The sequence below is a fragment of the Bifidobacterium asteroides genome, from assembly GCF_048001765.1.
GTDB classification, from domain to species: Bacteria; Actinomycetota; Actinomycetes; order Actinomycetales; family Bifidobacteriaceae; genus Bombiscardovia; species Bombiscardovia asteroides_K.
Map to the genome: position 1 here is coordinate 399,719 of NZ_CP181447.1, position 26,808 is coordinate 426,526.

At 58.3% G+C, this 26,808-nt stretch carries 24 protein-coding genes; 11 read left to right on the plus strand and 13 right to left on the minus strand.

The window, feature by feature from the left end; all coding sequences use genetic code 11:
* Window positions 1–40: 40 nt before the first annotated feature.
* Together ACNAOV_RS01500 and cysS are read right to left on the minus strand one after the other, a co-directional pair.
* Window positions 41–1,057 (minus strand): LacI family DNA-binding transcriptional regulator, encoded by a 1,017-nt coding sequence (locus ACNAOV_RS01500; RefSeq protein WP_416517669.1) that lies wholly within the window; start codon window positions 1,055–1,057, stop codon window positions 41–43.
* A 77-nt stretch (window positions 1,058–1,134) separates the two neighbouring features.
* Entirely contained in the window at window positions 1,135–2,733 is a 1,599-nt protein-coding gene (gene cysS / locus ACNAOV_RS01505) for a cysteine--tRNA ligase (protein ID WP_416517670.1), read from the minus strand.
* Between the two features lie 91 nt (window positions 2,734–2,824).
* Here cysS and ACNAOV_RS01510 point away from each other — a divergent pair, with 91 nt between their 5' ends.
* The gene (locus tag ACNAOV_RS01510; RefSeq protein WP_416517671.1) at window positions 2,825–3,550 is read left to right on the plus strand and encodes a type 1 glutamine amidotransferase; all 726 of its coding nucleotides are present in this window, start codon (window positions 2,825–2,827) and stop codon (window positions 3,548–3,550) included.
* A gap of 2 nt (window positions 3,551–3,552) precedes the next feature.
* Here the strand turns inward: ACNAOV_RS01510 and ACNAOV_RS01515 are convergent, their stop codons facing one another.
* From ACNAOV_RS01515 to coaD, 9 genes are all read right to left on the minus strand, one after another.
* Entirely contained in the window at window positions 3,553–5,499 is a 1,947-nt protein-coding gene (locus ACNAOV_RS01515) for an ATP-binding cassette domain-containing protein (RefSeq protein ID WP_416517672.1), read from the minus strand.
* 63 nt (window positions 5,500–5,562) lie between these two features.
* Window positions 5,563–6,222, minus strand: a complete 660-nt coding sequence (locus ACNAOV_RS01520; protein WP_416517673.1) for a sugar O-acetyltransferase — start codon at window positions 6,220–6,222, stop codon at window positions 5,563–5,565.
* Between the two features lie 30 nt (window positions 6,223–6,252).
* A complete protein-coding gene (gene ilvN, locus ACNAOV_RS01525; protein ID WP_015021375.1) occupies window positions 6,253–6,807 on the minus strand; it encodes an acetolactate synthase small subunit in 555 nt (184 codons plus the stop codon).
* Window positions 6,808–6,821: 14 nt separating this feature from the next.
* A complete protein-coding gene (locus tag ACNAOV_RS01530; protein WP_339347028.1) occupies window positions 6,822–8,762 on the minus strand; it encodes an acetolactate synthase large subunit in 1,941 nt (646 codons plus the stop codon).
* Between the two features lie 218 nt (window positions 8,763–8,980).
* On the minus strand, window positions 8,981–9,742 hold the full coding sequence (gene rnc / locus ACNAOV_RS01535; RefSeq protein WP_416517674.1) for a ribonuclease III: 762 nt from the start codon (window positions 9,740–9,742) through the stop codon (window positions 8,981–8,983).
* A 142-nt stretch (window positions 9,743–9,884) separates the two neighbouring features.
* Window positions 9,885–10,079 (minus strand): 50S ribosomal protein L32, encoded by a 195-nt coding sequence (rpmF, locus tag ACNAOV_RS01540; RefSeq protein WP_029677727.1) that lies wholly within the window; start codon window positions 10,077–10,079, stop codon window positions 9,885–9,887.
* A 64-nt stretch (window positions 10,080–10,143) separates the two neighbouring features.
* A complete protein-coding gene (locus ACNAOV_RS01545; protein WP_416517675.1) occupies window positions 10,144–10,767 on the minus strand; it encodes a YceD family protein in 624 nt (207 codons plus the stop codon).
* Window positions 10,764–11,456 (minus strand): cell division protein, encoded by a 693-nt coding sequence (locus tag ACNAOV_RS01550; protein ID WP_416517676.1) that lies wholly within the window; start codon window positions 11,454–11,456, stop codon window positions 10,764–10,766. The genes ACNAOV_RS01545 and ACNAOV_RS01550 overlap by 4 nt, the downstream gene beginning before the upstream one ends.
* The gene (gene coaD / locus ACNAOV_RS01555; RefSeq protein WP_029677731.1) at window positions 11,453–11,962 is read right to left on the minus strand and encodes a pantetheine-phosphate adenylyltransferase; all 510 of its coding nucleotides are present in this window, start codon (window positions 11,960–11,962) and stop codon (window positions 11,453–11,455) included. Before coaD ends, ACNAOV_RS01550 begins: the two co-directional genes overlap by 4 nt.
* Before the next feature lie 61 nt (window positions 11,963–12,023).
* Here coaD and ACNAOV_RS01560 point away from each other — a divergent pair, with 61 nt between their 5' ends.
* Window positions 12,024–12,335: a DUF3039 domain-containing protein gene (locus ACNAOV_RS01560; RefSeq protein WP_024627652.1), complete on the plus strand. Its 312-nt coding sequence runs from the start codon at window positions 12,024–12,026 to the stop codon at window positions 12,333–12,335.
* 31 nt (window positions 12,336–12,366) lie between these two features.
* Here the strand turns inward: ACNAOV_RS01560 and ACNAOV_RS01565 are convergent, their stop codons facing one another.
* Window positions 12,367–13,380 carry an aldo/keto reductase gene (locus tag ACNAOV_RS01565; RefSeq protein ID WP_416517677.1) on the minus strand — a complete coding sequence of 338 codons (1,014 nt, stop codon included), beginning with the start codon at window positions 13,378–13,380 and terminating at the stop codon, window positions 12,367–12,369.
* A complete protein-coding gene (locus ACNAOV_RS01570; protein ID WP_416517678.1) occupies window positions 13,380–14,726 on the minus strand; it encodes a nicotinate phosphoribosyltransferase in 1,347 nt (448 codons plus the stop codon). Before ACNAOV_RS01570 ends, ACNAOV_RS01565 begins: the two co-directional genes overlap by 1 nt.
* A 103-nt stretch (window positions 14,727–14,829) precedes the next feature.
* Here ACNAOV_RS01570 and ACNAOV_RS01575 point away from each other — a divergent pair, with 103 nt between their 5' ends.
* The 9 genes from ACNAOV_RS01575 to ACNAOV_RS01615 all read left to right on the plus strand — a co-directional run bounded on the left by ACNAOV_RS01575 (window position 14,830) and on the right by ACNAOV_RS01615 (window position 26,758).
* Window positions 14,830–15,468: a Pr6Pr family membrane protein gene (locus ACNAOV_RS01575; protein WP_416517679.1), complete on the plus strand. Its 639-nt coding sequence runs from the start codon at window positions 14,830–14,832 to the stop codon at window positions 15,466–15,468.
* A 72-nt stretch (window positions 15,469–15,540) separates the two neighbouring features.
* Window positions 15,541–16,305, plus strand: coding sequence for a ribonuclease PH (rph, locus tag ACNAOV_RS01580; protein WP_110424879.1), 765 nt, complete (start codon window positions 15,541–15,543; stop codon window positions 16,303–16,305).
* A gap of 35 nt (window positions 16,306–16,340) precedes the next feature.
* A complete protein-coding gene (gene rdgB / locus ACNAOV_RS01585; RefSeq protein ID WP_416517680.1) occupies window positions 16,341–17,027 on the plus strand; it encodes an RdgB/HAM1 family non-canonical purine NTP pyrophosphatase in 687 nt (228 codons plus the stop codon).
* Window positions 17,028–17,200: 173 nt separating this feature from the next.
* Window positions 17,201–20,161, plus strand: a complete 2,961-nt coding sequence (locus ACNAOV_RS01590; RefSeq protein WP_416517681.1) for a hypothetical protein — start codon at window positions 17,201–17,203, stop codon at window positions 20,159–20,161.
* Window positions 20,162–20,556: 395 nt separating this feature from the next.
* Window positions 20,557–23,376: a hypothetical protein gene (locus ACNAOV_RS01595; protein ID WP_416517682.1), complete on the plus strand. Its 2,820-nt coding sequence runs from the start codon at window positions 20,557–20,559 to the stop codon at window positions 23,374–23,376.
* A 446-nt stretch (window positions 23,377–23,822) separates the two neighbouring features.
* On the plus strand, window positions 23,823–24,248 hold the full coding sequence (locus ACNAOV_RS01600; RefSeq protein WP_416517683.1) for a hypothetical protein: 426 nt from the start codon (window positions 23,823–23,825) through the stop codon (window positions 24,246–24,248).
* 131 nt (window positions 24,249–24,379) lie between these two features.
* Entirely contained in the window at window positions 24,380–24,871 is a 492-nt protein-coding gene (locus ACNAOV_RS01605; RefSeq protein WP_416517684.1) for a hypothetical protein, read from the plus strand.
* Window positions 24,872–24,920: 49 nt separating this feature from the next.
* A complete protein-coding gene (locus ACNAOV_RS01610; protein ID WP_416517685.1) occupies window positions 24,921–25,784 on the plus strand; it encodes a hypothetical protein in 864 nt (287 codons plus the stop codon).
* A 209-nt stretch (window positions 25,785–25,993) separates the two neighbouring features.
* Window positions 25,994–26,758, plus strand: coding sequence for a hypothetical protein (locus ACNAOV_RS01615; protein WP_416517686.1), 765 nt, complete (start codon window positions 25,994–25,996; stop codon window positions 26,756–26,758).
* Window positions 26,759–26,808 lie beyond the last annotated feature (50 nt).

The following is a 26,808-nucleotide window of genomic DNA, read 5'->3' on the forward strand; positions in this document are numbered from 1 at the left end:
GCTGAACTGAGATTATGGCTAGTTCAGCCACTTACTGTGCTCATTCGATGGTGGGAACTGATTGACGCTGGATCAGCGGCGGGTCTTGGAGCCTGACCTGCCCTGCAACATCCTGATTGCCTTCGATTGCCTTGGTCAGCATGTCTGATGCAGCCACACAAAGCGTATCCGGTGTCAGAGGCATCTCGGAGATATGCAGTGCTTTCAAGGTTTCGCTTGGGGTGTCAGCGGCGCAGGACATTACTGCTACGTCATCTGGTATGGTTCGGCCACTTTCTGCTATTCGTCCTAAAACCGCATCCAAGACTACTGGTCTGACCTCACTTATGAGGCCATTGGCCTTATGCGTCCCGATAGCTTTGAGGACCCGATTCGCATATTGGGTTTGATTGGCTACTCCATTTGATATTTCATGGAACTCGGCATCATACTGGCCGGCCCATTTGCGCAAACTCGCTAGCAAGATGAGTCGGTATCCAGAACGCCGACGATAATCCTGATCCGGACCTTTGAGAAAAATCAAACGGCGACGACCCGCTTGCACCATGTTTTCGATGGCGATTCGACCCATCTTCTCAAAATCCAAATCAATACAGGCACAGTCTTCATGGCGTCGGGGAAGGCCGATGGCTACGCATGGTCGTTTATATGTAGATGCCTGTGCAGCGCGGACATCATCATTCACAATATCCATAAGAACAACGCCATCTGCGAGATTTCCTAAGGTGACTCGGCGAATATCCTCTACACCATTTTCAGCAGTCAGCAGCAAGGAATCATATCCGCGTGAATGCTCCTGGCGAGCGAATTCAATGAAATAGTCAGCATAGGCTGTTCGGTTCTGCCCTAGCCGTAGGGGAGCGCTAATAGCGACTATGTGTTTATGCTCTGCACGTAGCATACGTGCACCTGCATTAGGTGTGTATCCCAGTTTTTTGACTGCGTCCATTATCCGCTGGTACGTGGTTGCCGATATTGGCCGCTTTCCTGAGAAAGCGTAGGAAACAGTGCTGACGGAAACCCCTGCCATTTTGGCGACATCGCGAATATCGGTCATGATTTCCTCTGGTACTGGATTTTATGGCTACGACCGATGGGTTTTGACACTTCGGTCGACCCTGCAAGTACATGCAGTCAGCAATTCGAGGTCCACGTAGGTCCGCTGGAAGTGTCCATGATGGTGATACCACTTGCCGCAAGCTCTTCACGGATCTGATCAGCCAACTTGAAGTCCTTGGCCTTTCGGGCTTTTTCTCGACTATCAAGCCGCGCGCGTACCAACATGTCCAAAGCCTTTTCGCACGAACCTGCTGATTGCGGTCCATCGCTATGGTTCCACTGTTCTGATAAGGGGTCAAGGCCAAAGACATCCAACATGCCACGCACGGACAGGAGAGCTCGAGAGACCTCGGCCATGGATGGTTCTTTGTTGGGTCCTTCCAAGTTGCTCAGCTGATCCATGATTGTATTAGTGCGCCGGATTAGCGCGAATATAGATGCGAGGGCTTCGGAGACGTTGATGTCGTCATTCATGGCCTGTACAAAGTCCGCTGGCAGGTCATCCGCGCTAAGTCCAGCCACGCGGTCACGCTCGGGCTGCGCTCCCAGGATCCGACCAGCCCGGTCCACGAAGTTGCTGATGCGCTCGTAGGCGCCCTCGGCCTCCTGCAGTGACTGGTCGGACCATTCCAGCATGGACCGGTACTGCACCGAGACCAGGGCGTAGCGAACCACCCAAGCCGGATGCTGCGACAGCACCTGGTCCACGGACAGCCCGTTGCCCAGAGACTTGCTCATCTTTTCGCCCTTCTGGGTCACCCAGGCCGTGTGCATCCATCGATGGGCGAATCCCCAGCCTGCCGCGTGCGACTGGGCCATCTCGTTCTCGTGGTGGGGGAATCGCAGGTCCAGGCCGCCTCCGTGGATGTCGAAATCAGCGCCCAGATAGCGGTGGCTCATGGCTGAGCATTCCAGATGCCAGCCCGGCCGACCTGTGCCGAAGGGCGTTTGCCAGCGAGCCGTGGGCGGATCGGTGGGCTTGGGTGCCTTCCACAGTGCGAAGTCGCGGGGGTCGCGCTTGCCGGGCTCCTCATCGGCGTCGGTATTCTGCCCATCGGTGTCGATGCTGGGTCCCAGCCGGTCGTTGGCCGCGGCCTGTTCGTCGGCGGGCTGGGTGCCGGTCTGCTGGTGGGTCAGGGCACCATATTCGGGCCAGGAGGCCACGTCGAAGTAAACATTGCCTGATGGGCGGCCCTGCTCGTCAGGCACCACATAGGCATGGCCGTGGTCGATGATGCGCTGTATCAGGTCGATCATCTCAGGGATATGCCCCGTGGCTCTGGGTTCGTAAGTGGGTGGCAGGACCCCCATGGTCTCGTAGGCATGGGTGAATTCGCGCTCGTAGATGTAGGCCCGCTCCCACCAGCGCTGGCCGTTGGCCGCCGCCTTGGTCAGGATCTTGTCGTCGATGTCAGTCACGTTCCGAATAAGGGTTACCTGGTATCCCAGCCTGAGCAGCCAGCGTCGAATCACGTCGAAGGCCAAGGTGGTCCTGATATGGCCAATGTGGGGCGAGCTTTGCACCGTGGCCCCACACACGTAGATGCCAACCTTGCCCGGCTCGATGGGCTGGAAAGGGGTCACCTGGTGATCAGCTGTGTCATACAGACGCAGACCAGCTGCGGCCAAGCTGACTGAAGCCTTGGAATCATGCGGTTGCGAACTCGTATCCATAACCTTGAGCCTACCAAGGCTTGCTGACTGCCCAAGAGGAAATGTGGAGCCTGCGGAGCCGGTTCGAGGGCTTATGTGCAAGAATGGAATCATGGCGAAACCTAGGGTGCTGGTGCTTCAGCATGTGGATTGGGAAAAGCCGGGTCGCATTCTCGACAATCTCCAGGAGTGCGGGCTGGACACCGAGATCACCAATATCGTGGATGAGAAGAAGCCTGAGCTGCCGCGCTCGCGTGAGTTGGCGGGGCTGGTCATCATGGGCGGGCCCATGTCGGCTGACGAGTACGCGCAACATCCCGGACTCAAGGCGGAGACCAAGCTGGCCAAGGCGGCGATGGCTGCCAACAAGCCCATCCTGGGGATTTGCCTGGGTCATCAGATTCTGGCGCGGGCTCTGGGAGGTACCCTGATGAAGGACCGGGAGCCCGAATACGGCATGGGGCCCATCCGCTGGGTGGGGCAGGACGACGATGTGGCCATGTGGAGCAAGAACACGGATGTGCTGCACTGGCATGCCGACCAGGTCACTCTGCCGCCGGGTGCCAAGCTATTGGCCCGCTCCCAGGCGACCAAGGTTCAGGCTTTTCGGCTGGGGTCGGCCCTGGGCCTGCAGTTCCACCTGGAGGTGACGGTGCCCATCTTCGAGGAATGGATGCAGGTGCCGAGCATGGTCGGAACGATGAAGAAATCCAAAATCGCTAAAATGCGCGACGAATTTATCAAGGGGATGCCGCAGATGCAGCCTCTGGCCGACGCAATCTTCTCCGCCTTTGCGGCCCGGTGCTCGACCCAGGCCGCTCAGCTGGCTGTCGCCTGAGGCTATTCCAGCTCTTCCCCGATGGCCAGCCACTCCTCCTCTAGCTGGTTTGACTGCCCGGTAAGATCCTTGAGCTTGCTGTTGAGTTCGTTAAGGCCCTGGTAGTCGCCGGGGTCATGCTCGGCCATCTGCCGTTCAAGATCCTTGCGCTGATCGGCCAGCTTGGCCAGCTTGCGTTCGATGGCGGAGGCCTGCTTACTCAGATTCCGTTTGGCAACTCGTTCGGCCTTGGCCTGATTGGGATCCCCGGCCTCCTTGGCTGATGCCTGGCCCGGTGCATCCGCAGCATTCCGGTCGGCAGACTCGACCATATCCAAGTAGTCCTGAACACCGCCGGGCAGATGAACCACCTTGCCGTTGATAAGTGCGAACTGCTGGTCAGTCACCCGCTCTAGCAGGTATCGATCATGGGAGACCACGATCAGGGTGCCTGGCCATGAGTCCAGCATGTCCTCCATGACGGCCAGCATGTCAGTATCCAGGTCGTTGCCTGGCTCGTCCATGATCAGCACGTTGGGTTCGTCCAGCAGGATGAGCAGGAGCTGCATGCGGCGCTTCTGTCCGCCAGACAGGTCGCTGATCCTGGTCATCAGCTGGGAGCTTTCAAAGCCCAAGCGCTCCATCAATTGGCTCGGGGACACCTCTTTGCCCTCCACCAGATAGGTGGGCCTGTAACGGCTTAGGACCTCCTTGATCCGATAGCGGCCCAGTTTCTCCAGTTCATCCAGACGCTGGGTCAGCACCGCAAAGCGGACCGTCTTGCCGACCTTGACGTGGCCTGCCGTGGGAGCCACGCTGCCGTCAATCAGACCCAGCAGAGTGGACTTGCCCGCTCCGTTGGCGCCTACGATGCCGAACCGGTCGCCAGGGCCGATCAGCCAGGTCACGTCGTCCAGGACTTTATGTCCGCTGATGGTAAGGGTGCCGGCCGCCGCAGTGCCTGGACGCTCCTTGTCGGGATCAGCGGCCACGGTCACCGAGCCCATCAGGGGGCGTTCGGCATGAGGGGAGGGGACCCGGTCGTTCTTGTTTTCATCGTCATCGGAGTCGGCCCCTGGATAGATCTTGGTCACGTCGACCAGGTCCACCACCTGTTTGCCCAGGCGTGAGGTGGCCATCCGCTTGAGTTCCAGGCTGTTGCGCATGGGTGGCACGTCCGCGATCAGCTCCTGGGCGGCCTTGACATGGAACTTCTGCTTGGTCGAGCGGGCCCGGGCGCCTCGGGTCAGCCAGGCCAGTTCCTTGCGGGCCAGGTTGCGGCGCTTGGTCTCGGCCAGATCCGCCTGGCGCTCGCGCTCCACCCGCTGGAGCATATAGGCGCTGTAGCCGCCCTCGAAGGGGTCGATGGTTCCGTCATGTACCTCCCACATGGAGGTGCAGACCTCGTCCAGGAACCAGCGGTCGTGGGTGACCAGCAGGAGGGCTCCGGAGTTTTTGGCCCAGCGGTTCTTCAGATGCTCGGCCAGCCAGTGAATGGTGAGCAGATCCAGATGATTGGTCGGCTCATCCAGGGCCAGGATGTCCCAATCACGGAGCAGCAGCCGGGCCAGGTCCACCCTGCGGCGCTGGCCGCCGGACAGGGTGCCCACCTTGGCCTCCAGCTCCATGCCGCCCAGAAGGGATTCAACGATTTCACGCGATCTGGGGTCGGCAGCCCACTCGTAGTCTTGTCGATTCTCCAAGGCTGCCTTACGGACCGTGTCCTCGTCCTTCAGGGGATCACGTTGGTCCAGCATGCCGAAGGTGAGTCCATTGCGCATGGTCACCCGGCCCTGATCGGGTTCCTGGGTGCCTTTCAGCAGATGCAGCAGTGTGGACTTGCCGTCGCCGTTTCGGCCAACGATGCCGATCCGGTCACCCTCGAAGATGCCCTGCGTCACATCCGTAAAGATGGTTTTGGTGGCGAAGGATAGAGCGACGTGTTCCAGACCGAGATCATAGATGGGCATGATTCCCCAATCTACCGCCAGCCTTGGATGGAATGAGCTGTGGGCTTTTCAGAGGGAGGGGGATTATTGGTCCTGGTCGTTCTCCTGGTCACGCTGATGAATTCTGTCCAGGTAACCGGTTTTGTCCGCATCGGTGATAGGCCGCAGGACAGTGCAGGGGTTGCCGACCGCAATTACCTGATCCGGTATGTCATGGGTGACGACAGACCCCGCTCCGATGACGGCTCCACGGCCAATCCGTACACGGCCCAGGACAACCACGTGACCGCCCAGCCAGGCACCCTGGCAGATTTCGATGGGTCGGGCCTGGCAGGCGCCAGCCTTCCGTTCCTCATAGTCCAAGGCATGGTTGGTGCAGAAGAGCCCTGCGTCGGGGCCTATCCACACATTCCTGCCTATGGTGATCGGAGCGTTGTCCAACATTACGGCCCCGTAATTGATCAGCGTCTGACTGCCGATCCGTATGTTGCAGCCCACCTCGCATCTGAAGTCCGGATTGATGACGACATCCTGTCCCACCTGACCGAGCAGGTCTTCCAGAATCCTTCGTCGTTCCTGCTTCTGCCCAGGACCGGTCCGGTTGTATTCCAGGAAGAGGGTCTCGGCCCGCTCCCTTTGGCGATCGATGTCGGGGTGGGTGTCCTGATAGACCTGACCGGATACCATCCGCTCCCATTCGATTCGGCCCGTCCAGCTCATTCCTGCAGTCACATCGTCAGTCATGGGCACCACCTTCCAGGATTACAGGACCAGTTAGCGGCCGGTGATCTGGGAACCCAGCACCTTCTCGCTTAGGGCCCGGGGACCTCGGGTAACGGCTACAGCGCCCGAACGAACCAGCTCGATGATGCCGAAGGGCCGCAACAGCCGCAGCAGGGCCTCCAGTTTGCCTTCGGCTCCGGTGGCTTCGATGGTCAGGGACTCGGGGTGGACGTCGACCACGCGCACACGGAAGAGTTTGACGATTTCCAGCACGTCGGAGCGGTTGCGCTCGTTGGCCTTGACCTTGATCATGACCAGCTCGCGTTCCACGGCCTCGTCGCCCTTGAGCTCGACGATCTTGAGCACGTGAAGGAGCTTGTTGAGCTGCTTGATGATCTGCTCCAGGGGGACGGCCTCCACGTCTGCCGTGACCGTAATCCGGGAAATATCGTCCCGCTCCGTGGATGAGACCGACAGGGAGTTGATGTTGAAGGCGCGCCGGGCGAACAAACCGGCCACCCTGGCCAGGACGCCGGGACGGTTCTCGACCAGGACGGAAAGGGTGTGCCGTTCGGAACCGGGCTTGGATGCTGGATAATTGGCCATGTGGTGCCCCTCTCCTACTTGTTCATGCGACCGGCGGCGTCGCTGGCCATGGCTGCCCGGTCGGCTCCGGTCTGCTCGCGTGGTTCGGCCTGCTCCTGCTCCGGACGGATACCGGCCAGGGGCTGCACGCCCGGCTTGTAGATGATGGTGTCATTGGAGGCGCCTGCCGGGACCATGGGCCAGACCATGGCATCCTTCCAGACGCGGAAGTCAATGAGGACCGGCCGGTCGGTCACCGCGTTGGCCTTATCAATGGCCTCCAGGGCCTGTTCCTGGGTAAAGGCCCGCAGTCCCAGGCAGCCATAGGCCTCGGCCAGCTTGACGAAGTCGGGGATGCCGTTGCCGTCTGTGGGCTTGGCGCCGCCGTCCTCCAGATTGGTCTGGGAGTAGTGGCTGCCGTAGAAGAGGGTCTGCCACTGGCGGACCATGCCGTAGACCGAGTTGTTGAGTATGGCGATGCGGATGGGCAGTCCCGCCTGCCCGGCTGTGGCCAGTTCCTCGGAGGTCATCTGGAAGGAGCCGTCCCCGTCGATCAGCCAGACGGGCCTCGGATCATCCTCTTCTCGGGTACCGATTGCCGTGCCTATTGCGGCGGGCAGACCGTAGCCCATGGTCCCCAGTCCGCAGGAGGAGACCCAGGAGCGGGTGCGCTCGAAGTCGATGAACTGGCTGGCCCACATCTGGTGCTGACCTACACCGGATACCCAGATGGTATTGGGATCGGCCTTGTTGCTCAGGGTCTGGACCACCCACTGAGGGGCCAGGGTGCCATCCGGGCTGGGTTCAAAGGTTGTGGGGTAGTCGTGCCGCCATCCGTCGATAAGCCGCCACCAGGGCTTGAGGTCGGGCTTGCCCCAGGTGCGCTGGGCGGCCTTGAGCGCCGGGATCAGGTCGTCCAGCACCTGACCCACGTCTCCAACGATGGGTACGTCCGCCTGCCTGTTCTTGCCGATCTCGGCTGGGTCGATGTCGATGTGGATGACCCGGGCCACCGGGGCGAAGTCCTCCAGGCTGCCGGTCACCCGGTCGTCGAAGCGTGTGCCCACAGCCACCAGCAGGTCGGAATGCTGGATGGCCCCGTTGGCCGCCACCGTGCCGTGCATGCCGGGCATCCCCAGAACTGCTGGATCAGAGTCGGGCACGATGCCTCGCGCAGGCAGGGTGGTGACCATGGGGGCACCGGTGGCTCGTACAAGTTCCTGGACCTGCCGACGGGCGTCTGACCGGACTGCGCCGCCGCCCACATAGAGAACCGGTCTGTGCGACTGGACCAGGAGCCGGGCGGCATCGTCCAGGACGTGTCCGTGGGCACGCGTCACCGGGTTATAGCCGGGCAGAATCATCTCCTGGGGCCAGGAGTAGAGCATTTTGCCGTTCTGAGCCGTCTTGCTCAGATCCACCACTACCGGGCCCGGCCTTCCAGAACGGGCGATGTGGTAGGCCTCGGTCATGACCCGGGGGATGTCCTGGGCCTTGGTCACCAGATAGGAGTGTTTGGCCACCGGGTAGGTGATACCCACGATGTCAGCCTCCTGGAAGGCGTCGGTGCCGATGGAGTCCACGCCCACCTGGCCGGTCACCACCACCAGGGGAACCGAATCCATCATGGCATCGGCTATGGGGGTGACCATGTTGGTGGCTCCGGGTCCGGAGGTCACCAGGCAGACCCCCACCTTGCCCGTGGAGACGGCGTAGCCCTCGGCTGCGTGGCCGGCTGCCTGCTCATGGCGGGTCAGTGTGAAGTTGAAGCGCACCTGATCGTCGATGGCGTCATAGGCGGGCAGAATGGCACCTCCTGGAACGCCGAAGACCTGGGTGACCCCCAGATCCTCCAGGGACCGAATCAGTGCCTGGGCTCCCGTCATGGGCTCGCCCTGGGCAGGGACATCCTTGTCGTCATGGTCCCAGTTCTTGGGTACCGAGCTGAACGCTTGCAGAGGTGTCGGCAGACTCATGTTTCCTCTCGACCTCCAGACTGCGCGCCGACCTGCGGCCGTGCATGTCGAAATACGAACCTGTCGGAGCGTCGGCGGGGTGGGCGGACGAATCCCGATCAGGAGGAGGTACCTGTGCCGTTCGTGACGGCGTGCCTCCGGGGTTATGCCCATAGTCTAAACAGGGGTCTGGTCGGGGCGTGGCGGCAGTACCGCATGCCGGAATTCCGACAGGAACTTCAGGCTGATTGCTCGGTGCGTAGGGTTGCAAGCAGATTCTGATCGTCCAGCCGCTTCCACCCCTGGGCGGCCGCAGCCAGTTGGGCCTTCCGCTTGCTGCTGGCCCTGCCCTTGCCGATCACGGTCCCGCCGTCCTCCAGTCGCAGCTCGGCGGTGAAGACCTGGGCGTATTCCGGCCCGGAGACCGCCATGGTGTACCGGGGCTCGCCCAAGCCGAGCTTGTGGGCCTTGACGGTGACCGAGGTCTTCCAATCCAGTGCAGGCCCCTCGGTGGCCACCTCGGCCAGGGTGTCGTCAAGAAGGGTATGGACGGTGGTCCTGGCACCCTCGATGCCGTGCTCCACAAAGACCGACCCGATCAGCGATTCGACGGTGTCGCAGAGTATGGAGTCCTTGTCGGCCCCGCCGTTCTCGCTCTCGCCCCGGCCCAGAAGAATATACTGCCCCAGATGCAGCTTCTCCCGGGCGATGGCCGACAGGGCCTCCTCTGAGACCGCCTTGGCCCGCATCTTGGCCAGCTGGCCCTCGGTCATGTCCGGATGAACCTTGTATAGGGTCTCGGTGGCCACCAGTTCCAGAACCGCATCGCCCAGGAACTCCAGCCGTTCATTGTTGGGCATGCCTGGGTGCTCATGGGCGAAGGAGCGATGGGTCAGGGCGTGTACCAGCAGCTCCGGGCTGATCCTGCCGCCCAGGGCCTGGAAGAGTTCCTCAGCCGCCTGGTTGCCGGGATCCACCTGCTCCTGTTCCTCCTGCTGCATATGGTCTTCCTGATCCTTTCCGGAGTGCCCTTCCTGCATGGCCATTCTCGCTTTCTCGGCCCTTTCGCCTGATGATATGGAAAAACCCCTGCCACCCGTCGATGGCCGGGGTTCTCTCATTGCGTTCTGATCGCCAGTCGGCTCACTTGCTGAACTGCGAACGGATGGCGTCGCGGTAGACGCGCCCGCGGTACATGCCGCAGCTGGGGCATGCCATGTGCGGCAGCGTAGGAGCTCCGCAGTTGGGGCAGGTCACCGTAGCGGCGGCCTGGGTCTTCCAGTTGGCGCGCCGGGAATGGGTGTTGGCGCGCGAGGTCTTGTACTTTGGCAGTGCCATATTGTCCTCTATTTCGATCGAATACTTCGAGCTTAAGCGTAGAGCAGTTTACCGCAACCTCCGGTCATTCGCCAGCCTGGCCGGCGCTGCCGGGATTCTCCTCTTGCTCCAGACGCTGTTTGAGTCCCTCAAGGGCCGCCCAGCGGTCATCGATTATCTCGTGGTGGTGATCGGGATGATCATTCAAATCCATGCCGCACTGGGGGCACAGGCCCCGGCAGTCGGGCCGGCACAGGGGCTGCAGGGGGAGGGCCTCCACCAGAGTGTCGCGCAGCAGGGCCTCCAGATCCATGAAGGCGCCTCCGCTGACCAGAGGATAGGTCTGGCCGCCAGCCTCTTCCTCCTGCTCGGCCAGGATCTCCTCCTTGCCACGGGTCGGCTCCGGTTCGGGCTCCTTGTAGGGGAAGAAGACCACCGGGTCGTCCTTGATGCTGGTATTGACGGGCCTCAGGCAGCGGGTGCATTCAGTCTTCAGGGGCACGCTGATATGGGCCTGCAACAGGAGTCCGTCCACCAGGGAGTCGATGTCGCCCTCCACATGCACGGGCGTTCCTGCCGGGATGCCCACTACCTGGTCGCCGATGCCCTCCGGGGCTGGAAAATCACGGTCCACCCGGGTGCTCTGCCCTGCCCGCGTCGACACCTGGGCCACTGAAACCGCCCAGGGGGAATCCTCCGGTCTGCTCATCCCTGTGCCTCCTCTCCCTGGTCCGAGACTGACGCGTTCATGCTACGCGCCGCCTCCTGCTCACGCTGATGGAGAACCTCCAGGCCGGCACGCACATCCTGGCTCATCTTGCCCAGCTGGGTGTCAAGCTCGCCCATGACCTGGGCGGCATACCCATCAGCTCCCTGGACCAGACGGTCTGCCTGGGACTGGGCCGTGTCGATGATGGTCTGGGCCTTCTGCCGGGCTATGGCCACTACATTCTCTTGACCAGCCAGGAAGCGGGCCTGCTCGCCGGCCTCCTTGACGATGTCCGCAGCCCGACTCTGGGCATCGGATATGGTGGCGTTGGCCTGGGTCTGAGCCGTGTTCAGCCGACGCTCCGCCTCCCTCATGAGCGCCGAGGCCCGCTCCAGTTGCACTGGCAGCATTTTCTTGAGCTCGTTGAGGTCATCGGCCAGCTCGTCTCGGTCCACCTTGACCAGTCCCGGACTGAAAATTGGGGCCTTGGCCTCGTCCAGCATGGCCTGAATCCGGTCGATGATGTCATAGACGGTGGTGAATTCCGATCGGGGGTTCCCGCTCTTGCTCCGATCCTCCTGCAGGTCGGGCAGGTCCTTCATGTCGACTGCGGGCTTGGGAGCGCTCGCTCTGGTCGAGTCGTCGATAGGCTCGCCATCGTCCCTTTCCTGGGTCTGCTCGTTCATCATTGGCTCTTTTCCGTGTGCGGTGTGTCCCTGTGCAATGTGCCTATCAGCGCGTCCACGACGCTGTCGGGGACCATGCCGGTGATGTCCCCTCCATGCCTTGCCACGTCCTTGACGATGGTGCTGGAGATGTGCTCCCTCACCGGATCGGCTGGCAGGAAGAGCGTTTCCACCCCGGACAGCTTGCGATTGACCAGGGCCATGCCCAGCTCGGCCTCATAGTCCCCGTTCTGCCTCAGTCCTTTGACGATGACCGAGGCGCCCACCTTACGGCAGTAGTCGGTGATCAGGCCATCAGTAGAGGCTACGGTGATGTTCGGGTACCCGTCCTCGTCCAGGGCCCGGCGGATCATGGCCACCCGCTCCTGTTCGCTGAACATGGGGGTCTTGGCGGCGTTGACGGCCACAACCACGTGGACCGTCTCAAAGAAGCAGGCGCAGCGTTCGATCACGTCCATGTGGCCGGAGGTGACCGGATCGTATGAGCCAGGGCATACAGCGATAGTCATGATTCTCAGCGTAGCGCGTCATAGGGAGCGAACGTGTAGCTCGTCGCCGTACCATGGTGTCATGACTGCAAGCAAGAGCATTCGCATGGAAGATCCGGAGCGAGAGCAGAACCCCGACCAGGGTACTGGCACGGCCGTGCTGGACCGTCCGGACACCGAGACCGCCGAGAAAACCCGGCTGAACGACCAGGGCGATGCCGACAGGTTCGCCCACTACGTCTCCCGTGAGCGCATCGCCGAGTCCAAGCTGACCGGTCGGCCTGTCGTGGCACTCTGTGGCAAGGTCTGGGTGCCCAAGCATGACCCCTCCCAGTACCCGGTCTGCCCGGACTGCAAGCGCATCTATGAGCAGATGACCGGCGGCAGCCACTGAGCGCTGCTGAGCGGCCCAGATTGCCTCAGGACTATCTGCCCAAGGCGATTCGGTCGATTGTCTCCAGCTCCTCCTGGCTGAAGTCGGCCGACTGAACGGCCTTGAGATTGTCCAGGATCTGCTCGGGCTTGGAGGCGCCGATGAGCACCGAGGTGACAGCCGGGTCCCTGAGCAGCCAGGCCAGGGCCATCTCTGCCAGACTCTGGCCGCGTTGGCCGGCCAGCTCGTTCAGGTCCTGAATCTGCTTCAGCAGCTGTGGGGTCAGGGCGGACTCCTTGAGGAAGCGGCCGTCGGCCCGAATCCGGCTGTCTTCGGGAATCCCGTGCAGGTAGCGGTCGGTCAGCAGTCCCTGGGCCAGCGGGCTAAAGGTGATCAGTCCCTTTTTCTCTTTCATTACTGCCTGTTTGAGACCGTTGTCCTCTATGGTTCTGTCGAAGATCGAATAGCGGTTCTGATTGATGACGAAGGGGACGTGCATCTCGGTCAGGATGGCCGAGGCCCGTGCCATGGTCGGCCCGTCGTAGTTGGACAGTCCCAGGTAGAGGGCCTTGCCGCTGGTGACCGCCTGGGCCAGGGCGCCCATGGTTTCTTCAAGAGGCGTGTCCGGGTCAGGGCGGTGGTGGTAGAAGATGTCCACATAGTCAAGTCCCAGCCGTTTCAGACTCTGGTCCAGTCCGGACAGCAGATGCTTGCGTGAGCCGAAGTCCCCATAAGGGCCAGGCCACATTTCATAACCGGCCTTGGTGGAGATGACCAGCTCCTGTCGGTGGTGGCTGAAGCACCGCCGCAGGATGATTCCCATGTTGCGCTCGGCGGCGCCTGGTCCGGGTCCGTAGTTGTCGGCCAGATCGAAGTGGGTGATGCCGTGGTCGAAGGCCGTCGTGCACAGCTCCTGCATACGGTCCAGGGGCGTTGTGTCGCCGAAGTTGTGCCAGCAGCCCAGGCAGATGGGTGGCAGTTTCAGGCCGCTGTCACCGCAGCGCCGGTAGGCTGTGGAATCGTATCGGTTCGGGTCGGGCTGATAGGTTTCGGACTGCGGGCTCATCAGATGCTCCTGACCAAAGTAGGTAGGACCGGCTCGCCCTTCATCAGGCTCAGGGCGTTGATGGGCATCTCCTCAAGGGCCTTGGCCCGGTGCTCCCGGGCATCCAGGACGGCCTGCCCGCCCTGGAACTCCGGCCTGCTCTGGCCATGATCCACGTAGGTGACCAGCAGATCCCGCCAGTCCTGCTCAGGCGTATAGGCCGCCAGCGCCTGTTCGGCGCCCGAGATGACGTGCTCGGCATCGGCCACCCCGTTGTGGTAGGAGCGGTAGGCCAGCTTGCGTCCCGGTACCGAGGCCTTGCCCACCGACTTCTTGGCTACAGCCTCCATGTCCCCCTTGGAGTTCTCGCGCTCGGTCAGCTTGTAGACCATGGCGCAGGTAGGCGCCCCCGAACCGGTGACCAGCATGGTGCCCACCCCGTAGGAGTCCACCGGGGCATCCTGCAGGGAGGCGATGGCGTACTCGTCCAGATCGTTGGTGACGGTGATTGTGGCCTTGGTGGCTCCCAGGGAGTCCAGCTGGGCGCGGACCTGCTGTGCCAGCGATCCCAGGTCTCCGGAGTCGATACGAACCCCGCCCAGCTCGGGTCCGGCAACCTCGACGGCTGTCCTGACAGCCTCCTCGATGGAGTAGGTGTCGGTCAGCAGGGTGGTCCCCTTGCCTAGGGCCTGAATCTGTCCTTGGAAGGCCTCACGTTCATTGTCGTGAAGGAGGGTGAATGAGTGGGCTGCGGTTCCGATGGCCTTAAAGCCGTATCGCTTGGCTGCCAGCAGGTTTGATGTCCCCTGGAATCCGCCGACTATGGCCGCTCTGGCCGCTGCCACGGCTGCATATTCGTTGGCACGGCGCGCACCCATATCCATACAGGGCCGGCCCTTGGCTGCGGTGACCATGCGGGAGGCGGCCGAGGCCACAGCCGAGTCATAGTTGAGTATGGAAAGGATCAGGGTCTCCAGGAGGGTGCACTCGCCGAAACTGCCTTCGACCTGCAGAATGGGGGAGTCGGGGAAGAATATCTCGCCCTCCCGATAGCCGCGGATGGTTCCGGTGAAGTGGAAGTGCTCCAGCCAGTCGATGGTGGTCTGGCTAACGATGTGGCGGTCGGACAGGAAGCGCAGCTCCTCCTCGCTGGGGTGGAAATCCGCCAAGGTATCCAGAATCCGTCCGGTGCCTGCTACCACTCCGTAGCGGCGTCCTGTAGGCAGGTGTCGGGTGTAGACCTCGAAGACGGATTGGCGTCCGGCCGTACCGTCCTGCAGGGCGGCATCCAGCATGGTGTATTCGTACATATCGGTCATCAGAGCCGTAGAGGTTCCGGTGTCCTTACTATTGTTTTCAGCGTTCATATCTTCCCCTTTGTGGGTGGAAAAGCCCTTGGTTGGCACCCAGTCTAATCCTCTGACCACTTGGCTCGCCCTGCCCTCCCAAGGTCGGGCTAAGCTGGTCCGCATGAGATTCGTCGTGGGCATCTACCGATTGCTGATCGCCTTTTTCTGCCTGGGCGGCACCTACGAGGCCTGGCTGCTGGGGATCGGCAACAAGTGGGTCTATTTTACCTTCCAGACCAATATCGCCCTAGGCCTGGTCATGCTCTGGGCCGGAGCGGCCACCTTGCTCAAGGGCATCCAGCCTCCCGCCTGGCTCAAAGGCTGCCTGACGCTCTACATCGTCATCACCGGGCTGGTGGCCATCCTGGTTCTGGGGCTGAACAGCACGGACTACAAGCTGGTCCTGGGCATCCGGACCACATGGATGATCCACGTCATCAGCCCTATCCTGGCATCGGTGGACTTCCTCTTGTTCGACCCTCATCGTCGTTTCCACTGGCACAACGTGCTGACCTGGCTGATCTATTTCCCCCTCTACGTAGCTTTTGTACTGATCAGGGCTGCCATCTGGCCTCATTCTGGACCGCAGCCGGGCGGTAATCCCTACCCCTATGCCTTCTTGGACCTCGGACGCTTAGGATGGGCCCAGCTGATAGTCAACTTGGCTGAGTACCTGGTCGTCTTCTTCGCCTTGTCGCTGGTCATTTTCCTGATCGATCGCATCCTGCCGGCCAAGACACCGCTGACCATTGATCGGTAGACGGCAGACGGAATAATAATAATAGGGACCAGACCAGGGGAGCCTGGGCGGAACAGGAAAGGATCATCACTGATGGTTGCTATCAAGGACATGCTCCAGGAGGGTGCCGTGCTGCGGCCTGACGGCAGGGCGGCTGATGAGTTGCGGCCGGTCGTCATCACTAGGCATTGGACGGAGGCTCCCGAAGGATCGGTGCTGATCGAGTGCGGCAAGACCAGGGTCATGTGCACGGCTTCTTTCACGCCGACGCTGCCCCGTTGGCGTAAGGATTCCGGACTGGGCTGGGTCACGGCCGAGTACGCCATGCTTCCCAGGGCCACCAGCGACCGGACTGCACGTGAATCGGTCCGGGGAAAGGTCGGTGGCCGCACCCAGGAGATCAGCCGCCTGATAGGCCGTTGCCTGCGTGGTGTGGTGGATATGAAGGCCTTGGGTGAGAATCAGATCCAGCTTGACTGCGACGTGCTTCAGGCCGACGGCGGCACCCGTACAGCCTCAGTCACCGGCGCCTATGTGGCCATGGTCGATGCCCTCAGATGGGCCCAGGACCACCATCACATCCGTAGCGCCGACAAGGTGACCAAGGATTGCGTCTCGGCCGTCTCGGTGGGCATCATTGATGGCAAGCCCATGCTTGACCTTCCCTATCTGGAGGACAGTCGGGCCATGACCGATATGAACGTGTCAATGACCGGCTCCGGCGATTTCATCGAGATACAGGGAACGGCGGAGCATCGCCCCTTCAGCCGTCAGGAGCTTGGCCTCTTGCTGGACCTGGCGTCCAAGGGAAACAAGGAGCTTCAGGCTGCTCAGCGCAAGGCTCTGGCATCTGACTGACATCCGGGGTAGGCATTTCAGCGGGGAGGATCAGTATGGGGCAGGCCAGAAAAGTGGTTGTGGCCACGCACAACGAAGGCAAACTAGGTGAGCTTCGTCGCATACTCGACGGTTTTCTGGCCGATGAAGGGCAGAGAATAGAGCTGGTTTCGGCGGGGCAGCTGGGCCTGTCCGATCCGGTAGAGACCGGCACCACTTTTCAGGAGAACGCCCTTCTTAAGGCTGGGCAGGCTGCTCGTGAGTCCGGTCTACCTGCGTTGGCGGACGACTCGGGGCTGGTCGTTGATGTAATGGGTGCCGCCCCGGGGATTCTTTCAGCAAGGTGGAGTGGCCGCCATGGCGACGATCAAGCGAACTTGGAGCTCTTGCTGAACCAGTTGAAGGACATTCCCGACGATCACAGGGGAGGGCGGTTTGTCTGTGCTGCCGCCCTGGTCGTTCCTGATGTGCCGGGGTACGCCGTCCGGGAGTCTCAGGTGACCAGGATCGGCGAGATGCCCGGTAGCATTATCCGTCAAGCACGAGGAGAAAACGGGTTCGGCTACGATCCGATCTTCGTGCCACGCGATCAGCCTCGGCGCGCCAGCGACCTGCAGCCGTTGACCTCGGCGGAAATGACCTCGGATGAAAAGAATACCATTTCGCACAGGGGCAAGGCCCTGGCGGCCATCATGCCGATTCTCGTCAGCTGGGTGCTGGGCGACGGTCATATTAGAGGCTGATAAATCCTTATAGATTCCGTACGGTGAACGGTCGTGAAGCATCGACGATCATGCTCTGAGTACCGTTAGCACTTGAAGTATGCGAGGAAACGCGAAGGTGCGATTTTTTTATCTCTATGATACAGTCGGCGGTATTGGGGACAACTTAAAACAAAGCTGATCTGTTCTAGCAGATGATTCCATCGGGATTTGGGGGTTTCGTATTGAAGCGATTGCAAGAACGGAACAATAAGGGATCGCTGCGCATGAACCGTTCGATCATCGCCGTTTTGGTAACCCTTCTGGCGACTCTGGCCATGGTTGTCCCGCTAGGGCTGAGTGCTCTGTCGGCCAGTCAGGCCAATGCCGTTGATGGACAGGACGAGACGGCGAGCAGGAAGCCTCTGCTCTATAGAATGATGGCCTTCAACGACAGGATCGATACCTATCAGGATGAGCTGCGCATGGACTTCATCCTGCGCGTGAAACACAACGAGTTCAAGCCGGATTGCGTCGACCTTGGTAAGGCAGACACCGGTGGTAAGTCAAATTGCAATTTATCTTTTGTATATCAGTATGTTGGTTCTGATAACCCTGCAGATTATCATCGTGTAAAGTATATAAACACTATAACTCCAGATGATTATCTTGAAAATAACAAAACTGGGTATGCATATGATGGAGCTACAGCGTGGGCTGATAATCATCTGCAGCGCTTTACTGTTCATAAGGTAATCAATTCGGGTTTATACGACTACTTGACCATATCCATCGAAGGCGACATGAACATTGCGGATAAGTCTAAAGATCCCGCAAAGTTCGTGGCAGGTGGTCACCCTGAGCCCTTGAATGTCTTTGCTATCGTTGGTGATCAGAATACCGCCCTGTCTTGCGGTAGTTCTTCGTGGGCATGGGGTACCGAAACCTGCTCAACTTTCGATCCAGCCTCCATGAGTGATTTACAGGCTCAGGATAGATATTCAAATATCACCGCGAGTTTATCGAAGGATAAACAGATGAAAGTGTATATGGGTGACTGCTTGGGTAGCGGAGGAGACGACCTGCAATGCAGCGGCCCATATTCCTGGGTTGGGTGGGACAGCAACCCATATCTCTATCGAAACCATCAGGCTAATTGGGGTATGGTGACCGATTATGGTTTTCCGGCTTATAGCGATGGTACGGTTGGAAATATAAATGCCACAGCCCCGGGCACGGCTCCGGCACGGTCTTTCTTTGTGTATTGGATGAACTTGCGTGGTCCAGGCAACAAAACCAATGGCATATGTTCTGAGACCAGTTCCTATTACTATCAGTGGGTGGCTCTTAAGGACAGCCAGTGGGTGCCTGTTAAGGAACTGACTCCTGAGCCGGTCCTGGTGACAGGCCAGCAGCCGAGTCCCAACACTTTGACTACCACCTACGGACTGCAGGGCATGGTCAATACCAATGGCGCTTATAACGTCAATCCGACCGACCCAAAGTATGCGAATACCACCAACGTGCTTTTTGCGACTGATAAGGATGGCAATCCTATGCCTGCTCAGAAGGCTGATGGCGGGATTGATTTCAAGGAGGCCAAGGAGAAGCAGGATCTTGACGGCTATTTCAAGCTGGTGACCTGGCCTGACACCAGGAATTCTGATGGCACGGAATGTACAGCCGTCAGCCCTGAGGTGTACAGCCCCAAGAGCGCTGGTCTTGTGGGGATTGACGACAACATGTCCGCCGCGCAAAAGGATACGAATCTCTCTGCGGGTTGGACGATTGATACTGCTTTTTATAAGTATAATGTGCCGCGTCCCGATGATCCGACGATCACGAAGATCGAGAATGATGCGGATGCCGGCTTGGATGCTTCTGGGAGCGTGTATACGTCGAAGCTTGACCCGATAATCAGTGGTGAGTGCACGCCTTCCAAGGATGAGAAGCATCCTAATACGGTTGTTCTGTATGGCGAGGATCCCAACAATCCGATTGCGGACGGGCAGGGCACAAATGGCGATGACCTGTTGAAAAGCTCGGACACGTGGGGGTTCAGGTTGGGCGAGGCTACTTGTGAGGCCGACACTGGCAGTAAGCAGGGAGGGTCCTGGCGAATTCAGGACACCAATAAGCTGTATCCGTCGCCGGATCCGGGCAACAAGTACAACGGCTACAGGCGTTATCACGCCTGGGAGATCGAGTCCGCGTCAGGGTTCGGTCTGACCTCGTACTTCTCGAACATAGGAACAGCCTATTTCGTCTCGGGGGAGAATGTCCCGGATGCGACCAGGTTCTCGGTCACTGTGCCCCATACGGTCAATGGGAGCCTGCCGACGGGTTCGGTGGTCACGTTCAAGGGTGTGGCATCTCCTGTGTATACGGCCTGGTCGTCGGGGAAGCTGGGGATGACCGATTCCAGGATGGCTGTTTCCATGAAGCAGAATGCTGCCTCGGATTGGACGGCCTTGCTGACCACCCCGGCCAACACTTTCCAGCGGGATGCGGCGGTTGGCACTGCGTCTTCCGTCACGGATTCCGCGACGGGCCTTACGCTGGCCTTGACCAAGACGGGGGCTTCCACCTGGTCCTGGACGCTGAACATACCTGCTGATAGGTTCGCCGGTTATGACGGCAGCGACGAGACGCAGACCTATACCTTCCAGGTAGAGATGATCAACCCGATGAACGTCCGCTCGGGCCCAGCATCAATTGAGCGGAAGGTCGACATGACGCCCACGGCGTTGACTTTGGAGCGGTATGACGTCTTCCAAGTGGCGGGCAAAGCCTACAAATATGTGGACGGGGACAGGAAAGTTCCTGAGACCAAGGGGACTGTGGTGCATGTGACCTGGCCCGGCAATAGCGGCATGGATGTTGTTGTGGGGGATCAGGGTTCGTGGCAGGCGGTTCCTCCTGAGGGCATCAACCAGGGTGAGTTCTCTGCTCAGGTGCTTTCCGATGATGCTGAGGGTGCTGACGCGCAGGGCCGGTTCCAGGGCGGGAATCAGTCGGCTTCGGTGTCGCATGAGTTGGAGTTCCGTCCTTCCAATTCGGCTTTGCCTTTGACCGGCGGATGGCCGCTTTCGGTGCTCAGGATTCTGCTGTTGATGGCCCTTGGCCTGGTCGGCTTCGTGGCCTGCCTGAGGAACAAGCAGGAAAGCCGGCACTGACCCTCGCGGCATAAGACAGGATCCGCCCCCACCTCATGAAATTGAGAGGATGGGTGGGGAGGGGGTTCTGCCGTTGTCCAACCGACCCATCCCCAATGCAGACTGTGATTAGTCAAGACTCTGGACGGTCGCGAAACACCCTTGTCTGAATCCCAGATCACGCTTTCAGTCTCGGTACTCTTAAAGCATGTAAAGGGAAAAAGAAGATGCCATAAGTGAAGATGCAGTACTTGTGCTCTAGGGTTTCGTGGCCTGCACTGGGGTCAAATCAAGGGTGCAGTCCATCTGATTCTGGAGATGGTCGCATAGTGGTGTGGGGGGGTAGCGCGTTGAACCGATTGCATGAAAGGGGCAATAAGGGTCTACGGCATGTGGATCGCCCTATAGTCGCTGTTTTGATTACTCTTCTGGCGACCCTGGCCATGGTTGTTCCGCTAGGGCTGAGCGCTTTTTCGGCCAGTCAGGCCAATGCCATTGATGGGCAAGGCCAGACGGCTAGCAGGAAGCCTCTGCTCTATAAGATGTTGGCCTACAATGACAAGATTGATTCATACCAGGATGAGCTGCGGATGGATTTTATCCTGCGCGTGAGACATAACGATTTCAATCCGCAATGCGTACCGATGCGTGATACTTCTCCTTATGATTCAGTAAAGTGCAATTTGTCTTTCGCATATCAGTTTGAAGGAGCGCAAAATCCGTCTCACTATCGCAGGATACGGTATCTGAATACTATTTCGACAAACCCTAACGACCCTACTGGCGGTGCTGAGCAATGGGCGGAAAACGAGGCCGAGTTCTTTACGGTTCATAAAGTAATCAACTCTGGTTTATATGACTTCCTCGCTGTATCCATAGAGGGTGATTTGTCCTATATGGATACTTCCAAGGATCCGAAATATTATGTCACCGGCGGTTATCCGGAACCTTTGAACGTCTACGCAATTGTTGGTCAGCAAAACAATACGCTGTCGTGTGGAAGTTCTCCATGGACTTCTCCATGGGACTACACTACGAATGACTGCACCTTCGATCCCAGCACTATCAGCAGTAACGTCCAAGACAGGGTTGCAAATATCACTGCAGACCAGGGCAGGGGCATCAAGCTGTATATGGGCAACTGCCTAGGTGATAGTCCCCATCCTAAGTGCAGCGGACCCGGTTCTTGGGTTGGCTGGGACGGTAATCCCCCTCTTTATGGCAGTCACCAGGCCAATTGGGGCATGGTAACGGATTATGGATTCCCTATAGGAGATAAGCCGGTTCCAGGAGTGGCACCCCCCAAATCCTTCTTTGTATACTGGTTCAATTTGCGTGGAAATAACAGCGCTGGTGGAATATGTTCCACGACCAACTCCTATTACTACCAATGGGTGGCGCAGAAGAATAGCCAATGGGTGCCTGTAGATGCGCTGACGCCTAAACCGGTGCTAGTAACAGGTCAGAAGCCAGCCGTGAATGGCTTGACCAGTTCCTGGGGTCTTCAATATCAGGTCAATGACAACACTGCGTACAATCTGCAGACAAGTCCGGGCAATTCGAACGAATTGTATGCAACTGATAAGAATGGGAACCTCATGCCCGCCCAGTTGCGTGACGGTTCAATCGACTTCAAGAAAGCTCAAGAGTATCAGCAGCTCGATGGTTATTTCAAATTAGTTACTTGGCCAGTCACCACTAATAGCGATGGCACCCAGTGCAAGCCGACGGCAAGCACTCCTGAAGTCACCACTAAAATATACGACCCGCAACAGGATGGTCTTGTTGGGATAACAGACGACATGCCTGCAGCTCAGAAAAATACGAATTTGGACGCAGGATGGGTTATCGATACTGCATTCTATAAGTATGATGTGCCTCGTCCTGATGATCCGACGATCACCAACATCCAGAATGATACTGACGGTTCCTTGAATGCCTCAGGAAGCGTCTATACCGGCAAGCTTGATCCGGTGGTCAGCGGTGAGTGCACTCCCTCCAAAGACGATATGCATCCCAACACGGTTACTCTATTCGGAGAGGATACCGGCAATCCTTTCAAGGAGGAGCAGAGCAAGAGCAGCGACGATCTGGTCAAAAGCTCGGACTCTTGGGGGTTCAAGCTGGGGGATGCTGTCTGTAAGGTCGATCCCAAGAGCAAACAGGGAGGGTCCTGGCAGATACAGGACACAAATAAGCAATATCCGTCGCCGGACCCAGGCAACAAATACAACGGCTACAGGCGCTATCACGCCTGGGTGACTGAGTCCGCTTCCGGGTTCGGCTTAACCTCCTTCTTCTCGAACATAGGAACAGCCTATTTCGTCTCCAACGAGAATGCTCCGGATGGCAAGCTTTCTGTCACAGTGCCCCATACGAAAAACGGTATTCTACCGGCAAACTCGGTCGTCACCTTCAAAGGGACTGTTTCACCTATATATACAGCTTGGTCCTCGGGAGGGCTGGGAATGATTGATTCCAAGATGTCCATTTCCATGAAGCAGAACACCGCCTCGGATTGGACACCCTTGCTGACCACTCCGGTCAACACCTTCCAGAGGGATGCGGCGGTCGGCACCACGTCTTCCGCCACGGATTCCGCGACGGGTCTCACGCTGGCCTTGACCAAGACGGCGGCTTCCACCTGGTCCTGGTCGTTGAATATCCCTACCGGCAGGTTCGCCGGTTATGACGGCAGCGACGAGACGCAGACCTATACCTTCCAGGTCAGGATGGTCAACCCTCTGAATGTCACTTCGGATCCGGAGTCCATCGATCGGAAGGTCGATATGACGCCGACTACGTTGGCCTTGGAGCGGTATGACGTCTTCCAAGTGGCGGGCAAGGCTTATAAGTATGTCAATGGGAACATTAGGGTTCCTGAGACCAAGGGCACTCTGGTCCATATAACCTGGCCCGGCAATAGCGGCACGGATGTCGTTGTGGGGGACCAGGGTTCATGGCAGGTGGTTCCGCCTGAGGGCATCAATCAGGGAAAATTCACCGCTCAGGTTGCCTCCGATGATGCTGAAAGCAGTGATCCTCAAAGTGGCAACTTCCAGGGCGGGAACCAGTCGGCTTCGGTGTCTCACTCGCTGGAGTTCCGGCCATCAAATTCTGCCCTGCCTTTCGCTGGAGGATGGCCGCTTTCCGTGCTCAAAATCCTGTTGATGCTGACACTTGGTCTGGCTGGCTTTGTCGCCTGTCTAAGGAATAGGCAGGAGATTCGATACTGATTTTGGCGGCATAAGGCAGGGCCTGTGCTCACCCCCAGAAAATTTGGGAGATGAGGGCGGGCCCTGCTTGTGTTTCCTATACGCGAGACGGGATTTGAGCTCGGACGTCTGAAGGGTAGTTGATGGAAGAGCCGTTTGACAGGATCGAATTGTTAATGAGTGAGACGCTCTGCCAACTGAACTAAAGTGGCCTCCACCCCCAACGCAGATCAGCCGGATGAAGACTGTAAACGTTCACGAAATACCGGTCGCGAAATACCTGTCGTGAAACAGGCTATATAAACCCCAGATAATGCTTGCAATTTCAGTGTTCGTAAATCGTGTAAGGAAAAAGCGAAGATGCTATTTTTTTATCTCTATGATAGAGTCAAAACAGTTGGGGACAAATTAAAAGCAAAGTAGAGCTGCTCTAAAGGATAATTGTATCTTGATTTGGGGGTATTGTATTGAAGCGATTGCAAGAACGGGGCGTCAAGGGTCCGCAGCATGTCAGCCGTCAGATCATCGCCGTTCTGGTAACCCTTCTGGCGACGTTGGTCATGGTTGTTCCGCTTGGGCTCAGCGCCCTTTCGGCTAATCACGCCAATGCCATTGATGAACAGGACGAAACGGCCAGCAGGAAACCGAAGCTCTATAGGATGATGGCCTTCAACGACAGGATCGATGCCTACCAGGATGAGCTGCGCATGGACTTCATCCTGCGCGTAAAGCACAATGAATTTAAGCCGGATTGCGTCGGTGTTGGTGGGACTGACACCAAAAATCCGTCACAATGCAATCTATCCTTCATATATCAATTTGTTGGTTCTGACAATCCTGACTATTACAGACGGGTACGGTATATGAACACTAAACTCCAGATGATTACGTAGACAGCAATAAAAATGCTTACGCTTATGATGGGGCCTTAGCCTGGGCAAGGAATCAGGATGAGTTCTTCACCGTTCATAAGATAATCAATTCTGGTTTGTATGACTACCTGACTATATCCATTGAGGGTGACATGAATATTGCGGATTCCTCTTCTGATCCTGCAAAATTTGCGGTTGGTGGTCACCCTGAGCCCTTGAATGTCTTTGCCATCGTTGGTGACCAGAATAAGGCCCTGTCTTGCGGTAGTTCTTCGTGGTCCTGGACTACCAATAACTGCACAAATTTTGATCCGGCTTCCATGAGTGATTTACAGGCTCAAGATAGATATTCAAATATCACGGCAAGCCTGTCCAAGGACAAACAGATGAAAGTGTATATGGGTTACTGCTTGGACAGCAAAGCAGATATGAAGTGCAGCGGCCCGTATTCTTGGGTCGGTTGGGATGCCAACCCAAATCTCTATCAAAACAATCAGGCTAATTGGGGCATGGTGACGGATTATGGTTTTCCTGAATATAGGAACACTTCCACTACTGGGCTAATCAATGCCACTGCTCCGGGCACAGCCCCGGCACGGTCTTTCTCCGTGTACTGGCTGAATCCGCGTGGCAGTACAAATTGATAATCCTGATGGCATATGTTCTGAGACCAATTCGTATTATTACCAGTGGGTGGCTCTGAAGGATAGCGATTGGGTGCCTGTCAATGAGCTGACCCCTGAGCCGATCCTGGTGACAGGCCAGCAGCCGTCTCCCAATTCGGCAACTACCACGACTAGCAAGGCAGCCCAAGTCAGCAGGTATTCGGCTTTCAACGTGAGCCCAAAGGACCCGAGGTATCTTAACAACCCCAACGTGCTTTTTGCCACTGATAAGGATGGCAATCTCATGCCTGCTCAGAAGGCTGATGGCGGGATTGATTTCAAGGAGGCCAAGGAGAAGCAGGATCTTGATGGTTATTTCAAGATGGTCACCTGGCCTGTTACTACGAATCGGGACGGCAGCGCTTGTACCGTCAGCCCTGAAGTGTACAACCCCAAGAGCGCTGGTCTTGTGGGAATTGATGATAGCATGTCCGCCGTGCAGAGGGATACGAATCTCTCTGCGGGTTGGACAATCAACAGTGCCTTTTATAAGTATGATGTGCCTCGTCCCAATGATCCGACCATCACGAAGATTGAGAACGATGCTGATGCTGGTTTGGATGCTTCGGGTAGCGTGTATACGACCAAGCTTGATCCGGTGGTCAGTGGTGAGTGCACGCCTTCCAAGGATGCTGCGCGTCCCAACAAGGTTACTCTCTACGGCGAGGATCCCAGCAATCCCATTGTGGAGGGGCAGGGTGCAAATGGCGATGACCTGTTGAAAAGCTCGGATACGTGGGGATTCAGGCTGGGCGAGGCTGCCTGCGAGGTCGACACTAGCAGCAAACAGGGGGGGGGGGTTCCTGGCGCATACAGGACACGAACAAGCTGTATTCGTCGCCGGATCCTGGCAACAAGTACAGTGGCTACAGGCGCTATCATGCCTGGGTAACTGAGTCTATCTCCGGGTTCGGCCTGACCTCGTTCTTCTTGAATATTGCCACGGCTTATTTCGTCTCGGGCGAGAACGTGCCGGATACAAGCAAGTTCTCAGTTACGGTGCCTCATACGGTAAACGGGAGCCTGCCGGCGGATTCGGTCGTTGTGCTCAAGGGCGAAGTGTCTCCTATATATACAGCCTGGTCTTCGGGGGGTCTAGGGATGGCTGATTCGAGGATGGTCGTTTCGATAAAGCAGAAGACCGCGTCGGATTGGACGCCTTTGCTGACCACTCCGGCCAACACCTTCCAGAGGGATGCGGCTGTCGGCACTGTTTCTTCCGCTGAAGATTCCGCGACAGGTCTCACGCTGGGCCTGAACAAGACAACGGCATCCACCTGGTCCTGGTCGCTGAATATCCCAGCAGATAAGTTCACAGGCTACACAGGCGGTGACGAGACGCAGACGTACGCCTTCCAGGTTGAGATGATCAACCCGATGAACATCCGCTCGGACCCGGCCTCCCTTGAGCGGAAGGTCGACATGACGCCGACTACTTTGGCCTTGGAGCGGTATGACGTCTTCCAGGTGGCAGGGAAAGCCTATAAGTATGTGGACGGGGATACGAAGGTTCCCGAGACCAAGGGCACCCTGGTCCATATAACCTGGCCCGGCGGTAGCGGCACGGATGTTGTCGTTGGAGACAATGGTTCATGGCAGGCGGTTCCTCCCGAGGGAATCAACCAGGGTGAGTTTACCGCTCAGGTGCATTCCGATGATGCTGAGGGTGCTGACGCGCAGGGCAGGTTCCAGGGCGGGAATCAGTCGGCTTCGGTGTCGCATGAGTTGGAGTTCCGTCCTTCCAACTCGGCTTTGCCTTTGACCGGCGGATGGCCGCTTTCGGTGCTCAGGATTCTGCTGCTGATGGCCCTTGGCCTGGTCGGCTTCGTGGCCTGCCTGAGGAACAGGCAGGAAAGTCGACACTGACAGCGGAAGTATAAGGCAGGGCCAGTTCTTGCAGGCCCTGTTCTTAATCC

Coding starts and splice junctions, on each gene's coding strand:
- cysS (WP_416517670.1), bottom strand. CDS start 2,733: ATGGATACGAGTTCGCAACCGCATGATTCCAAGGCTTCAGTCAGCTTG.
- ACNAOV_RS01545 (WP_416517675.1), bottom strand. CDS start 10,767: ATGAGCAGACCGGAGGATTCCCCCTGGGCGGTTTCAGTGGCCCAGGTG.
- ACNAOV_RS01570 (WP_416517678.1), bottom strand. CDS start 14,726: ATGAACGCTGAAAACAATAGTAAGGACACCGGAACCTCTACGGCTCTG.
- rdgB (WP_416517680.1), top strand. CDS start 16,341: ATGGGGCAGGCCAGAAAAGTGGTTGTGGCCACGCACAACGAAGGCAAA.
- ACNAOV_RS01550 (WP_416517676.1), bottom strand. CDS start 11,456: ATGATGAACGAGCAGACCCAGGAAAGGGACGATGGCGAGCCTATCGAC.
- coaD (WP_029677731.1), bottom strand. CDS start 11,962: ATGACTATCGCTGTATGCCCTGGCTCATACGATCCGGTCACCTCCGGC.
- ACNAOV_RS01560 (WP_024627652.1), top strand. CDS start 12,024: ATGACTGCAAGCAAGAGCATTCGCATGGAAGATCCGGAGCGAGAGCAG.
- ACNAOV_RS01510 (WP_416517671.1), top strand. CDS start 2,825: ATGGCGAAACCTAGGGTGCTGGTGCTTCAGCATGTGGATTGGGAAAAG.
- ACNAOV_RS01520 (WP_416517673.1), bottom strand. CDS start 6,222: ATGACTGACGATGTGACTGCAGGAATGAGCTGGACGGGCCGAATCGAA.
- rpmF (WP_029677727.1), bottom strand. CDS start 10,079: ATGGCACTGCCAAAGTACAAGACCTCGCGCGCCAACACCCATTCCCGG.
- rph (WP_110424879.1), top strand. CDS start 15,541: ATGGTTGCTATCAAGGACATGCTCCAGGAGGGTGCCGTGCTGCGGCCT.
- ACNAOV_RS01590 (WP_416517681.1), top strand. CDS start 17,201: ATGATTCCATCGGGATTTGGGGGTTTCGTATTGAAGCGATTGCAAGAA.
- ACNAOV_RS01615 (WP_416517686.1), top strand. CDS start 25,994: ATGGCTGATTCGAGGATGGTCGTTTCGATAAAGCAGAAGACCGCGTCG.
- rnc (WP_416517674.1), bottom strand. CDS start 9,742: ATGCAGCAGGAGGAACAGGAGCAGGTGGATCCCGGCAACCAGGCGGCT.
- ACNAOV_RS01515 (WP_416517672.1), bottom strand. CDS start 5,499: ATGCCCATCTATGATCTCGGTCTGGAACACGTCGCTCTATCCTTCGCC.
- ACNAOV_RS01565 (WP_416517677.1), bottom strand. CDS start 13,380: ATGAGCCCGCAGTCCGAAACCTATCAGCCCGACCCGAACCGATACGAT.
- ACNAOV_RS01575 (WP_416517679.1), top strand. CDS start 14,830: ATGAGATTCGTCGTGGGCATCTACCGATTGCTGATCGCCTTTTTCTGC.
- ACNAOV_RS01605 (WP_416517684.1), top strand. CDS start 24,380: ATGAATATTGCGGATTCCTCTTCTGATCCTGCAAAATTTGCGGTTGGT.
- ACNAOV_RS01530 (WP_339347028.1), bottom strand. CDS start 8,762: ATGAGTCTGCCGACACCTCTGCAAGCGTTCAGCTCGGTACCCAAGAAC.
- ilvN (WP_015021375.1), bottom strand. CDS start 6,807: ATGGCCAATTATCCAGCATCCAAGCCCGGTTCCGAACGGCACACCCTT.
- ACNAOV_RS01500 (WP_416517669.1), bottom strand. CDS start 1,057: ATGACCGATATTCGCGATGTCGCCAAAATGGCAGGGGTTTCCGTCAGC.